The organism is Thermoanaerobacterium thermosulfurigenes (assembly GCF_051201035.1).
GTDB lineage: Bacteria > Bacillota > Thermoanaerobacteria > Thermoanaerobacterales > Thermoanaerobacteraceae > Thermoanaerobacterium > Thermoanaerobacterium thermosulfurigenes.
Genome location: NZ_JBPODR010000022.1, coordinates 1 through 13,190 on the forward strand (window position 1 = coordinate 1; position 13,190 = coordinate 13,190).

The 13,190-nt window shown below is 32.0% G+C and carries 13 protein-coding genes; all 13 read left to right on the forward strand.

All coding sequences use genetic code 11. The annotated features are described in order from the left end of the window. Nucleotides 1-132 precede the first annotated feature (132 nt). The 13 genes from HNR52_RS08895 to HNR52_RS08955 all read left to right on the forward strand — a co-directional run bounded on the left by HNR52_RS08895 (nt 133) and on the right by HNR52_RS08955 (nt 13,183). The gene (locus HNR52_RS08895; RefSeq protein WP_435620367.1) at nt 133-396 is read left to right on the forward strand and encodes a YlmC/YmxH family sporulation protein; all 264 of its coding nucleotides are present in this window, start codon (nt 133-135) and stop codon (nt 394-396) included. Between the two features lie 69 nt (nt 397-465). Then, the gene (dapG, locus tag HNR52_RS08900; protein WP_013788048.1) at nt 466-1,704 is read left to right on the forward strand and encodes an aspartate kinase; all 1,239 of its coding nucleotides are present in this window, start codon (nt 466-468) and stop codon (nt 1,702-1,704) included. Between the two features lie 51 nt (nt 1,705-1,755). Next, nucleotides 1,756-2,454, forward strand: a complete 699-nt coding sequence (locus HNR52_RS08905; protein ID WP_013788047.1) for a ClpP family protease — start codon at nt 1,756-1,758, stop codon at nt 2,452-2,454. A gap of 4 nt (nt 2,455-2,458) precedes the next feature. Continuing rightward, the gene (locus HNR52_RS08910; protein ID WP_013788046.1) at nt 2,459-2,683 is read left to right on the forward strand and encodes a YlzJ-like family protein; all 225 of its coding nucleotides are present in this window, start codon (nt 2,459-2,461) and stop codon (nt 2,681-2,683) included. 79 nt (nt 2,684-2,762) lie between these two features. Then, nucleotides 2,763-4,937 carry an FtsK/SpoIIIE family DNA translocase gene (locus tag HNR52_RS08915; protein WP_013788045.1) on the forward strand — a complete coding sequence of 725 codons (2,175 nt, stop codon included), beginning with the start codon at nt 2,763-2,765 and terminating at the stop codon, nt 4,935-4,937. 75 nt (nt 4,938-5,012) lie between these two features. Continuing rightward, the gene (gene rimO / locus HNR52_RS08920; protein ID WP_435620368.1) at nt 5,013-6,326 is read left to right on the forward strand and encodes a 30S ribosomal protein S12 methylthiotransferase RimO; all 1,314 of its coding nucleotides are present in this window, start codon (nt 5,013-5,015) and stop codon (nt 6,324-6,326) included. Then, nucleotides 6,323-6,859, forward strand: a complete 537-nt coding sequence (pgsA, locus tag HNR52_RS08925; protein ID WP_013788043.1) for a CDP-diacylglycerol--glycerol-3-phosphate 3-phosphatidyltransferase — start codon at nt 6,323-6,325, stop codon at nt 6,857-6,859. Before rimO ends, pgsA begins: the two co-directional genes overlap by 4 nt. Before the next feature lie 13 nt (nt 6,860-6,872). Beyond that, nucleotides 6,873-8,117: a competence/damage-inducible protein A gene (locus HNR52_RS08930; RefSeq protein ID WP_435620369.1), complete on the forward strand. Its 1,245-nt coding sequence runs from the start codon at nt 6,873-6,875 to the stop codon at nt 8,115-8,117. Nucleotides 8,118-8,176: 59 nt separating this feature from the next. After that, on the forward strand, nt 8,177-9,208 hold the full coding sequence (recA, locus tag HNR52_RS08935; protein WP_435620370.1) for a recombinase RecA: 1,032 nt from the start codon (nt 8,177-8,179) through the stop codon (nt 9,206-9,208). A gap of 40 nt (nt 9,209-9,248) precedes the next feature. Continuing rightward, nucleotides 9,249-9,848, forward strand: coding sequence for a RecX family transcriptional regulator (locus tag HNR52_RS08940; protein ID WP_435620371.1), 600 nt, complete (start codon nt 9,249-9,251; stop codon nt 9,846-9,848). 1 nt (nt 9,849) lies between these two features. Next, on the forward strand, nt 9,850-11,016 hold the full coding sequence (locus tag HNR52_RS08945) for a DNA double-strand break repair nuclease NurA (RefSeq protein WP_435620372.1): 1,167 nt from the start codon (nt 9,850-9,852) through the stop codon (nt 11,014-11,016). Next, a complete protein-coding gene (locus HNR52_RS08950; RefSeq protein WP_013788038.1) occupies nt 11,013-11,588 on the forward strand; it encodes an HAS-barrel domain-containing protein in 576 nt (191 codons plus the stop codon). Before HNR52_RS08945 ends, HNR52_RS08950 begins: the two co-directional genes overlap by 4 nt. Next, complete coding sequence (locus tag HNR52_RS08955) at nt 11,585-13,183, forward strand: ATP-binding protein (protein WP_435620373.1); 1,599 nt, start codon at nt 11,585-11,587, stop codon at nt 13,181-13,183. Before HNR52_RS08950 ends, HNR52_RS08955 begins: the two co-directional genes overlap by 4 nt. Nucleotides 13,184-13,190 lie beyond the last annotated feature (7 nt).

A 13,190-nucleotide genomic window follows, 5' to 3' on the forward strand; every position in this document is an offset into this window, starting at 1 on the left:
AATGAATTGGAAATCGAAAAAGGATTTCAGAATGAAATTTTGGGGGATAAATTTAAAAGATGTCTCCTGAAATTCAGATATATCAGGCAACAGAAATTGCCGAGAATATTCTAGATGAGAAAGGAGGATACGATGAGACTAAGTGAATTTGGCAACAAAGAAATTGTAAACTTAAATGATGGCAAAAGGCTTGGTTTAATTGAAGATTCAGATCTTATAATCGATGAAAATACTGGAAAGATTAATTCAATTGTTGTCTATGAAACAAAAGGATCTATTTTTAGAAGCAGGCCTAATTACATAGAGATTCCTTGGGATTTTATAAAAAAGATAGGAAATGATATGATAATTGTGGAAGTCGAGCTTGATAAAATGAGAAAATTTTTATTATGCTAATAAAGGAAAGGAAAATATCCTTTCCTTTATTAGCATAATAAAGTATAATAATATTAAATTTATTTTATTTTGCATGATGTATATGAAAGGGTGGTTATTACGAATATTATTGTTCAGAAATTTGGTGGCACATCTGTCTCAACGTCTGAAAGAAGAAATATGGCGGTATCAAAAGTAGTAGATGCTATTGAACAAGGATTCATGCCAGTGGTAGTAGTATCTGCAATAGGAAGAAGTGGAGATCCGTATGCAACTGATACTTTAATAAATTTTGCCAAGTCAATATATAAGGATACTCCTAAAAGAGAACTTGATATTTTAATGTCATGTGGTGAAATTATTTCAAGTGTCATATTTTCAAATGTCTTGATGAGCAAAGGCTATAAATCAAAAGTTTTTACTGGAGGACAAGCGGGAATAATTACGGATGATAATTTTGGAGATGCAGAAATAATAAGAGTAGAGCCACAATATCTTATTGACGCATTAAATCAAAATATAATTCCTGTAGTGGCTGGATTCCAAGGTATTACAGTTGATGGTGATATAACGACTTTAGGCAGAGGTGGCAGTGATACGACTGCTGCATTATTAGGTGAAGCATTGAAAGCATATGCCGTAGAAATTTATACAGATGTAGATGGAATCATGACAGCAGATCCCAGAATCGTCTCAAATGCTCATATATTGAAGCGAATAAGCTATAATGAAGTTTTTCAATTAGCGGAACAAGGTGCAAAAGTGATACATCCTCGAGCTGTAGAAATTGCGATGCGAGGCAATATACCTTTAGTAATAAAAAATACAATGAGCGATAGTCCGGGAACTATTATTACTCAATACAACAATGTTTACAATAACATTTATGACTCTGATAACCTTGTTACAGGTATAGCTAATATGAACAATAGAGTTCAAGTTATTATTGAATTAAATAGAGATGATAAAGATATTTTTGGGAAGATTGCAGAAGCTAAAATCAGTATTGACCTTATAAATGTCTTTCCTGATAGGAAAATATTCACCATATCGGAAGCTGATTTATCAAAATTAGAAACGCTGTTAAAAGAAAATGATGTTAAATACGCGATAAAGAAAAATTGCAGCAAAGTTTCGATAATTGGCAATAGAATACGTGGTGTTCCAGGTGTTATGGCTAGAATAATAAAAGCATTATCTGATAATAATATAGAGATTTTTCAAACGGCAGATTCTCACAATACTATTTCATGTCTTGTAAGTCAAGATAAGGCAGATATAGCTGTGAAGGTTTTACACGATGAATTTAAGCTTGAAAGCTATAATTAGTGCATAATATGCACTAATTTTTTTATACTAATTTTATAGGAGAGTGATAAAATGGGTATGTTAAAAAATGAAGATTTGCCTGTGCAAACTGGTACGGCAGTACAGCAGAATATACAGAGCTTTGGGCAGACAAATTTGCCAAATTTCGAAAGTAGTATTCATTGTCTGACAATAATAGGGCAAATAGAAGGACATATGATATTACCACCACAGAATAAGACTACGAAATATGAACATATAATACCGCAACTAGTAGCAATTGAAGAAAATCCTCAGATAAAGGGTCTTTTAATATTGCTAAACACAGTTGGTGGAGATGTAGAAGCTGGTTTAGCTATCGCTGAAATGATTTCCAGTTTATCAAAACCTACAGTTTCAATTGTATTAGGTGGCGGACACAGCATAGGTGTTCCACTTGCAGTTTCATCGAATTATTCTTTCATTGTTCCCAGCGCGACAATGACTATACACCCAATAAGAATGACAGGTTTAGTTATAGGCGTACCTCAAACATTTGATTATTTTAATAAAATGCAGGATAGAATAGTTGAATTTGTAATAAGAAATTCAAGAATTAAAAGAGATGCTTTTATGAATCTGATGTTAAAGATAGGAGAGCTGGCAAATGATGTTGGAACTATCCTGGTTGGAAAAGAAGCAGTAGACTATGGATTGATAGATGAAGTTGGAGGTGTTTCAGAAGCAATTGAAAAACTTCAACAATTAATTAAAGAGAAAGAAAATAGGTGATTTTATGCTATACACTATAATTCCTTACGAGCTCGTCTTTCAAAAGTGTGATGAAATAAAAGACAATTATATTGAAACAAATATAGAAGGAAAAACATTCATTTTAGAAAGAGAAGGTGATAAATACAAAATAATAAGAATGTACTCTACGAATCCAAACGATTATCTAAAAACTAAATACGCACCTGGAACTACAATTGATTTCAAAAAAAATCAAATTGTGCTATAATAGATGTGTTTAACACATCTATTTTTTTGATAAAAAGGATTTTTATATAAAATGTAGAATTAATTATTGGGTGATAATTATGAAATCAAAGACTAAAGAAAAATACAACAATGAAATAGTTGGAATAATTTTGCTTACTTTTTCGATTATTTCTATGATAAGCCTTTATTCTGACAAGACAGGTATAGTAGGGAAAGAATTGGTAATTTTATTGAAAAGTCTTTTCGGCGTAGGTGCGTATGCAATATCGCTATTAATTTTAGTGTATTCATTGTTTCTTTTATTTAAAAATAAGAATTTTTTAGACTATAAAAGAATCATATGTTTGTTAATAACATTTCTGTGTTTTATAAATATGGTTCAGATATATTTTTATGATAATATTGGATATTTTAAAAATTATGTTTTAGATAGCATTAAGCACGGACTAAATGGGTCAGGTGGAGGGATTGTTTCTGCAATAACTGTCTTTGTACTTGTTAAGTTTTTGGGAGTTATAGGAAGTTGGTTGTTTCTGATTTCTACATTAATCATCAGCATCATACTTATTACAGATATATCACTTATTGAAAGCATAAAATCAGTATATAGACAGATGTATAAGCTTATAGAAAAATATAAAAACAAAAAAAAGACATTAGAATTTAATAATGAAAATATACTACGTGACATTGTAGAAAAGCCAGACGAAAAAAAATTATCCAGAAAAAAAATTGCAAATAACGAAGAACAACAATTAAAGATAATACAACCGTACTTAGAAGAAAAAGAGGAAACAGAGGAGAAAAAAGATCAGAGCGAAGATGAAGTCAAAATCTCAAAGATAGAAAATAAAGGAAGAACTTACGAGAATTATATTTATCCACCTATTGAATTGCTTAAAGAAGGTATACCACACCAAAAAGTCAACAATAATTTAATCATAGAAAATGCCAAGAAATTAGAAGAAACGCTTAAAAATTTCGCTATTGATGCTAAAGTAGTGCAAGTCAGCAGGGGGCCAGCTATTACAAGATTTGAATTGCAACCAAGCCCTGGAGTCAAAGTCAGCAGAATAGTCAGTTTAACAGACGACATTGCATTAAGTCTTGCAGCACCTTCCGTTAGGATAGAGGCTCCAATCCCAGGGAAATCTGCAATTGGGATTGAAGTCCCAAATGAAAAAATATCTGTTGTAACACTTAGAGAAGTTATAGACACTAAAAAATTTAGGGAAAGCAAGTCCGATCTAACAATAGGATTAGGGAAAGACATTGCTGGAAACATAGTTATAGCTGATTTATCAAAAATGCCTCATTTATTAATTGCTGGTGCTACTGGCTCAGGCAAAAGTGTTTGCATTAACACTTTAATTGTGAGTTTGTTGTACAAAGCTTCACCTGATAAAGTCAAAATGATTTTAATAGATCCTAAAGTTGTTGAATTGAATATTTACAATGGCATACCGCATTTGCTAACGCCGGTTGTTACAGATCCTAAAAAAGCCGCTGGCGTCCTTAATTGGGCAGTAAATGAAATGACAGAAAGATATAAAGCATTTGCAGAAAACAATGTAAGAGATATTGAAGGGTATAATAAAATCCATGGCATTGATACAATGCCTAAGATAGTCGTTATTGTAGATGAATTATCAGATCTCATGATGGTTTCACCAGCAGAAGTTGAAGAATACATATGTAGACTGGCCCAAATGGCAAGAGCTGCAGGTATATATTTAGTAATTGCTACACAAAGACCATCAGTAGATGTTATAACTGGCGTCATAAAGGCAAATATACCATCTAGAATTTCTTTTGCTGTTTCATCACAAATAGACTCAAGAACTATTTTAGACATGTCTGGTGCCGAGAAATTGCTAGGAAAGGGAGACATGCTTTATTACCCGATTGGCGAATCCAAACCAATTCGAGTGCAAGGTGCATTTATTTCAGATAAAGAAGTTGAAGAAATCGTAAATTTCTTAAAGTCAAATGCTAATGAGCCAAAATATGAAGAAATAATCGTCGAGTCAAAAAGTACATTAAACAAAGAAATAGAAGAAGATGAATTGATGAATGATGCAATTAAAGTAATTGTAGAAACTGGACAAGCTTCCATATCTATGCTGCAAAGAAGGCTTAGGATAGGCTATGCAAGAGCCGCAAGAATAATAGATCAGATGGAGCAAAAAGGAATAATAAGTGGATACGACGGCTCTAAACCAAGGCAAATATTGCTATCAGAAGAAGAAATAAAAAGAATAATAAACGGTTAATATTTCTTTACAATGTGGTTTATATGGTATATACTTTTCTTTGTAAATACAAAAAAGTTAAGGAAGGGGCTTCAAATGGTAAATGTCGGAATAATATCTCTTGGATGTGCGAAAAATATTGTTGATTCAGAGAAAATGTTAGGAATAATAAAGGAAAAAGGATTTAATATAGTAAATAATGAAAATGATGCTGACGTTTTGATTATAAATACATGTGGATTCATCGAAAGTGCAAAAAGAGAATCTATCGATTATATACTGGAAATGAGCAAATTGAAGAAAAAGAGATTAAAATCTTTAATTGCATCTGGATGCTTATCAGAAAGATATAAAGATGAACTTTTGGAAAGTCTTCCTGAATTAGATGCTGTAATAGGTACTGGCGATTTTTTAAAAATTGCAGATGTAATTGAAGATACATTGAAGGGAAAGCGAATCTTAGAATATGGGCATGCAAACGAATTGGACGATAAAGACTCACCGAGAATGTTAAGCACGCCAAAACATTACGCGTATTTGAAAATCTCAGAAGGATGCAATAATAAGTGTTCATTCTGCATCATACCAAAATTGAGAGGGCGTTACAGAAGCGTCAAAATAGAAGATTTGCTCAATGAAGCAAAAATGTTAGCTGAGAATGGTGTCAAAGAGTTAATATTGATTGCTCAAGATACCACAAAGTATGGCATTGATATCTACAATAAATACATGTTGCCAACTTTATTGAGAAAGTTGGCAAATATAAATGGAATAAAATGGATTAGAATACTGTATGCATATCCAGACAGTATTACAGATGAACTTATTGATGAGATAAAGACAAATAAAAAAGTGCTAAAGTATATAGATATACCGTTGCAACATTCAAATGATGAAGTTTTAAGACGAATGAAAAGAAATACAACGAGAAAAAAGATTGAAGATACAATTGAAAAGCTTAAGTCTATTCCTGGAATGATAATTAGAACAACGTTTATTGTTGGTTTTCCAGGGGAGACAGATGATGAATTCGACGATTTAAAAAAATTTATTGTAGAAAAAAAGTTTAATAAATTAGGTGTATTCACATATTCCAGAGAGGAAGATACTGAAGCTTATGATATGCAAAATCAAATATCAGAACAAATTAAGCAAAAAAGATATAATGAAATAATGCTTTTGCAAAAGAATATATCACTTGAATATAATAAGAGATTAATTGGCAGTGAATTTGAAGTAGTGGTAGAAGGACAAAAAGATGGACTTTATTATGGAAGAAGCTATATTGATGCCCCAGATATCGATGGAATGACGTTTTTTAAGTCAAATAAGAAGTTAAACATTGGCGATTTTGCTAAGGTTAAGATCACAAAAGCTTTTGACTATGATCTAATGGGGGAGTTGTTGTGAACGCAGCAAATAAGATTACAATTGCAAGATTGATTTTAGTTCCTTTTTTTATAATTGTAATGTTGTCAGGAATTAAATACTCAAATATAATTGCGGCTTCTTTATTTTTAGTTGCATCATTGACTGACAAGTTAGATGGATATATTGCAAGAAAATACAATCAAATTACGAATTTAGGCAAGTTTATGGATCCTCTTGTGGATAAAATAATGGTTTCATCTGCTTTAATTGTCTTAATACAGTTAAACCGTATACAAAGTTGGATCGTCATAGTTATTCTTTGCAGGGAATTTATAATAACTGGATTAAGAGCAGTCGGAGCAGATAAAGGCATTGTAATTGCAGCCAGCAATCTTGGTAAATATAAGACGACATTTCAAATCATAGCTATAATATCGCTGATGCTAAATAATTATCCATTTGAATATGTGTTTTTCCCATTTTCAACTATAGCTGTGTACTTAGCGTTGTTTTTTACAGTTTATTCTGGAATTGATTATGTTGTGAAATGTAGAAACATAATTTTAGGATGAGAAGGTGCATTTTATGAAATGTGAGATAATATCTGTTGGCACAGAGCTTCTTCTAGGGCAAATTGTGAACACAAATTCAAAATTTATATCTGAGATGCTTACTACACTTGGAATAGATGTTTATTTTCAAACCAATGTAGGTGACAATAAAAGCAGACTTTTAGAGTGCCTTAAAATTGCTTCAGAACGTTCTGATTTGATAATTTTAACAGGCGGTTTAGGACCAACAATTGACGATTTAACAAAAGAAACTGTTGCTGAGTTCTTTTCATTAAGGCTTGTTGAAGACATTGATACAAAGCTTAAAATTCAATCATACTTTAAAAGGTCAAAGAGAAATCTAACCCAAAATAATTACAAGCAGGCTTTATTCCCGGAAGGGGCTAAAATTTTACCAAATGACAATGGTACAGCTCCTGGTTTCATTATAGAAAAAAACAAAAAGATAGTAGTTGTTTTACCTGGTCCACCATCAGAATTAATACCTATGTTTAAAAACTATGTATATTCATATCTAAAACCTTTAAGCGATGAGATAATTGTTTCTAAAGTCATAAAGATGTTTGGTATTAGTGAATCACAGGTTGATGAGATGGTAAATAATTTGCTTGTGTCACATAATCCTACTGTTGCTCCACTTGTTGGAAATGGATTTGTCACGTTGAGAATAACTGCAAAATCAGATGATCCTCTAAAAGCAAAATACATGATTGATGAATATGAAAAAAATATAAGAGAGCTTTTAGGCGAATACATTTTTGGAGCAGATGATGATACATTGGAATCTGTGGTTTTAAACTTATTAAAAACAAAAAAACTTACACTTTCTACTGCTGAATCATGTACGGGTGGATTGTTATCTGAAAAAATCACTGATATACCAGGTGCGTCTGAAGTATTTAAATTTGGAGCTATAACGTACAGTAATGAGTCAAAAGAAGGAATTTTAGGTGTATCTAAAAGCACCATAGAAAAATATGGAGCAGTCAGTGAAGAGACTGCGAGGGAAATGGCTGTCAATGTAAAAAATATTGCAAAAACAGATTACGGTATATCTATTACAGGTATAGCCGGCCCCAGCGGTGGTACAATTACTAAACCTGTTGGCTTAGTCTATATAGGTTTAGCATATAAAGATACGGTATACATAAAAAAAATAATTTCAAATGGAGATAGAGGTAAGATAAGATTAAATTCTGCCATGAATGCCTTAGATATGCTTAGAAGACATTTAAGCGGTTTAAAAATTGACTATTGAATGTTACTAATATATAATTGAATTATGAATATTGCCGAATTTTGGCGGGAGGAGAAATTATGATAGAAAAACAAAAAGCCCTTGACATGGCCATAAGCCAAATTGAAAGACAGTTTGGGAAAGGCTCCATAATGAGACTTGGCGATAATAGCAAGCTTAATATCGATGTGATTTCTACTGGCTCTATAGATTTAGACATAGCTTTAGGAGTTGGAGGAGTTCCAAGGGGAAGAATAATAGAAATATTTGGTCCAGAGTCTTCAGGCAAGACGACAATTGCATTACATATATTAGCTGAGGCTCAGAAATTGGGAGGCACAGGTGCTTTTATAGATGCTGAACACGCTTTAGATCCTGTGTATGCTAAAAATGTAGGTGTCAATATAGATAATTTGCTGGTTTCTCAACCGGATACTGGTGAACAGGCTCTTGAAATTGTCGAAGCTTTGGTTCGAAGTGGCGCTGTAGATGTGATTGTTATTGACTCTGTAGCTGCTCTCGTGCCGAAAGCAGAGATAGATGGAGACATGGGCGATGCACATGTTGGACTTCAAGCAAGGCTTATGTCGCAAGCTTTAAGAAAGTTATCTGGTGTTATAAGCAAAACAAAATCTGTAGCTGTATTTATAAATCAGTTGAGAGAAAAAGTTGGTGTAATGTTTGGAAATCCCGAAACGACACCTGGTGGAAGGGCATTAAAATTTTATTCTACAATTCGTCTGGATGTAAGAAAAGTGGATGGTATAAAACAAGGTAATGATATTGTAGGAAACAGAACTCGGGTAAAAGTCGTAAAAAATAAGGTTGCGCCACCTTTTAAACAAGCAGAATTTGACATTATGTATGGAGAAGGTATATCAAGAGAAGGAAGTATTTTAGATTTGGCTGCAAGTATCGATATAATTGACAAAAGTGGCGCATGGTATTCATATGGTGACATAAGACTTGGACAAGGCAGAGAAAATGCAAAACAGTATTTGAAAGAAAATAAAGCAATTGCTGATGAGATAGAAAACAAAATCAGAGAAAATTTTAATCTTTTGGTAACAACAAAAAAATCTATCATCGATGATGAAGTTGAACAAGATTAGTAACCCTGTAGAGGGTTATTTTTCTATAAAAGGTGATTGAATGAAGATAACAAATATAGAAAAACAGAAAAACGATAATATGCGATTTAACGTTTATATAGATGATAAATACGCTTTTTCAGTTTCTTACGAAGAAAAAGAAATGTTTAAGTTAGAAAGCGGCGTTGAAATTGACAAAGAACAATATAATTATTATGTAAACTACTTGGTATTTAAAAATGCATATAACGATGCTATTAGAATTCTATCTTATGCTATGAAAACAAAAAAAGAGCTATGTGAGAAACTGCGCTTAAAAGGATATAGCGATTCTGTAATTAGTGATGTCATAAATAAGCTTATAGATTTGCATTATTTGGATGATGAGTATTACGCAGAGGTATATGTAAAAGAAAAGAAAGAGCGCCTTTTCAGCAAGTATAGGATTTACAATGAACTTATAAGAAAGGGAATAGAACCTTCTTTAATTGAGATTAAACTTTGTGAACTATATGATAATGAAGTAGAAGTAATTCAAAAATTAATTAGAAAAAAAAGTGTTTCCTCTAATGATAAGTTAAAAATCAAAAATTATCTATACAGAAAAAGATTTAAAATCGAAGATATAAATAAAGTCCTCTCAGATGAGGAGGTTTATTAAATTGTTAAATAGTTCTAAGTTGATTCCTTTGCTTAATGCATTAATAAGCAGCGAAAAAAGTATGCTTAATAATATATCAAATGATTTAAAGAATGCAATCAATGAATTTAATAAAGCTAAAGGTGTTGAGGATGAACTTGTAAAAAAGATAAAATCCAGCAAAACATCTTGGTTAACTGCAATTCCGCTTGAAAGTTTAAATAGCACAAATTTTGTCAGCGATATTATAAAAGACTACAGTGTACTTGCAGTGGATGGCTCACAAATTATGCCTGATAGACATGAAATCAGATTATGCTATTTAATAAATATAGGTTATGTAATATTTACCTATGGTGAAGATTCAGGTGCAGAATTAAAATCTGAACCGTATCTGTATTTTAAGGAAGAAGATTTATTTAAGGAATATGCAGGTGTTAAAGCTTTAGTTACTCCTAAGGATATAACATTTAAGAGAACAATAATGGAGTATAAAAAAATTTCCGAATGTATCTCTAAAATAAAGAGCAAAAATAAGATAGCGTTCGTTGATGGGACACTGATAGAATGGATGGTACAGGGAGAACCTGATGAACAGAATATAATCGATAGTGTTCTTGCGACTTTTGATTATGCACAAAAATCTGATACACCTATAGTCGGTTATATAAGTTCTCCAAAAAGCAACGATTTTATAAATATGTTGCGTATATCGCTGTGTCCACAAGATCCAGTAAATTGTAGCAATTGCCCATATTTGAAAAATGATAAAGAATTACCTTGTAGTGTCATAAACAAGTTAAACGATGCTGATCTTTTTTTGAAAATACTTAATGAAGGAGAAAGATCTCCGTTGTTCCTAAGCACATCCCATATTTTAGAAAACTATGGTCAGCACAAAATTGCATTTTTTTATTTAAATACAGGAAATGAAATTGCACGAATAGAGATTCCATACTGGGTTGCAACCGATAGAAGAAATTTAGATTTAGTTCATTTTATATGTTATGATCAAGCCAAAAAAGGAAATGGGTATCCAATATCACTGTCAGAAGCACATGAACAAGCTGTTGTTACTGGCGCAGATAGGGAACAATTCTATAATATTCTTTCGAACTTATATGTAAGAAGCGGCTTGAAAGTATCTCGATCGTATAAATCGCAAAGGAAAAGGAGTAGTATTCTATGAATCAGAATCATATAGGTGAAGTCATAGAAACCAGTACGCAGAAATTTTTGTGTCAATCGATAAAATTAAATGATGGTCCTGATTTTGGAAGTTTTGTAAAAACAACATCAAACGATATAACTATATATGGAATTGTATATAATGTCTCTACAATGAGCGATGACCAAAGTAGAAAACCAGTAGCTTTTGGATTGTCTGAAGAAGAGTTGAAAATGCAGCAGCCACAAATTTTTGAATTAATGCACACGTATTTTGAAGTGCAAATAATTGGATATAAAAAAGACAGATACATTGGATTAATTCCACCTAAACCAGCTAAAATACATGCTTTTACATATCTATGCGATGAAAGTGATTTAAAATGTATAAGGGAAAATCTCAATTATATAAAGTATATATTAAATAGCAAAACAGGGATTGAAGATGAATTAATAGCAGCAGCCATAAGGAATTTATATTCTCACGATTCTGATGAAAAAACATATTTGATTGAAGTTGGCAAAGAGTTGATAAGATTGTTAAAGAATGATTTTGACAGGTATGTGACCATAAAAAGGATGTGTAATATATGAAAGGGAAAATTTTTAGAGGATCTATTTCATCTGGTTTAGATGTTAAACTTATAGGTGACAGCATTATAGAAGATGTTAAGGTTGGCAATTTTATAGTAGTAACCGGCAAGAAAAACAAATATTTATGCATGGTAACCGATATAAAGTATGAAGCTGTTAATCCTCAAATAATGATCAGTGGAACAGATTTTGACAGTGAAATAGATGAGAAAATAATAGAAGGTACAGGAGTATACGGTGTTGTCACATTGTCACCTATGATACAAATAGATGAAAGCAAAAATCCTTTAACAGTAAAATCGATACCTTCTTATGGTTCTTATGCATTAGATGCAGATAAAGAAGATATATATGCTGTTTTCGGAGAACCATCAGAAGAAAATTTTTACATCGGTACACCGCCTGAAATGGATACACCAATTTGTATTAATTTAAAAAGGTTAGTAGAAAGAAGCACAGGTATTTTTGGCCGAGCTGGAACTGGAAAAACGTATTTGACGCGGTTATTGTTGTCTGGTTTAGTAAAATCAAATTTAGCAGTTAGTCTTATTTTTGATGCTCATAATGAATATGGTTATGGTGCAAAAAGCGAAAATAGCGGCTATGTAAAAGGGCTAAGGCAATTATTCGGAAGTAAAGTTGCAATATTTACTTTAGATAGAGAATCTTCTTTGAGGAGACAGGTACCTATTGATGGCGTTTTAAACATTGCCTACAATCAAATAACTCCGGATGATATTTTGTTGCTTAATTCCATGTTGAATCTAAATACTACAGCAATTGAAAGTATTTATCAAATAATGAAAAGGGAAGGTGACAATTGGCTGTATAATTTCCTTAATATAGATGCTTCGGAAATTGATGAATATGCATTAGATATAGGTGCTAATGCCAGTTCTCTTCAAGCTTTAAGAAGAAAGTTGGAGAGATTTACGAAGCTTCCTTTTTTGATGGAAGTTGTCCCTAACGATTGTATAAAACAAATAATGGATTACTTGCAAAATGGTATAAATGTCGTTGTTGAATTTGGAAATGTGTCAACATTGGGTTATATGCTTGTAGCGAATATCATAACAAGGCATATACATGATATGTATGTAAAAAAATCTGAGGAAGCTATAGCTAATAACGGAAAAGGTCCCATACCTTTAATCATCACAATAGAAGAAGCTCACAGATTTTTAGATCCTTCAATTTCTAAAGAGACTACTATGGGAGAAATAGCAAGGGAAATGCGGAAATACAATGTGACTTTATTGATTGTAGACCAGAGGACATCCCAAATTGATTCAGAGGTAATGTCTCAAATTGGGACAAAGATTACTTGTCGATTAGAGGATGATAACGACATTAATTCGTTTTTATCGGGTGTAAATAATGCATCGAAATTGAGAAATGTATTAGCAAGTCTTGAGCAAAAGCAACAGGCTTTAATATTGGGACATGCTGTACCTATGCCTGTTGTGATTAAAACGAGAAACTACGACCAAGAATTTTATAAAGATATTTCGACTTACGATGATTCTGATTTTATAAATAAACCATTTTTAGAATTGATGGAAAAAGAAAAAATCGATGAGCTATTTCCAGACTGATTAGAAG

Coding starts and splice junctions, on each gene's coding strand:
- HNR52_RS08895 (WP_435620367.1), top strand. CDS start 133: ATGAGACTAAGTGAATTTGGCAACAAAGAAATTGTAAACTTAAATGAT.
- HNR52_RS08905 (WP_013788047.1), top strand. CDS start 1,756: ATGGGTATGTTAAAAAATGAAGATTTGCCTGTGCAAACTGGTACGGCA.
- HNR52_RS08910 (WP_013788046.1), top strand. CDS start 2,459: ATGCTATACACTATAATTCCTTACGAGCTCGTCTTTCAAAAGTGTGAT.
- HNR52_RS08915 (WP_013788045.1), top strand. CDS start 2,763: ATGAAATCAAAGACTAAAGAAAAATACAACAATGAAATAGTTGGAATA.
- rimO (WP_435620368.1), top strand. CDS start 5,013: ATGGTAAATGTCGGAATAATATCTCTTGGATGTGCGAAAAATATTGTT.
- HNR52_RS08930 (WP_435620369.1), top strand. CDS start 6,873: ATGAAATGTGAGATAATATCTGTTGGCACAGAGCTTCTTCTAGGGCAA.
- recA (WP_435620370.1), top strand. CDS start 8,177: ATGATAGAAAAACAAAAAGCCCTTGACATGGCCATAAGCCAAATTGAA.
- HNR52_RS08940 (WP_435620371.1), top strand. CDS start 9,249: ATGAAGATAACAAATATAGAAAAACAGAAAAACGATAATATGCGATTT.
- HNR52_RS08950 (WP_013788038.1), top strand. CDS start 11,013: ATGAATCAGAATCATATAGGTGAAGTCATAGAAACCAGTACGCAGAAA.
- HNR52_RS08955 (WP_435620373.1), top strand. CDS start 11,585: ATGAAAGGGAAAATTTTTAGAGGATCTATTTCATCTGGTTTAGATGTT.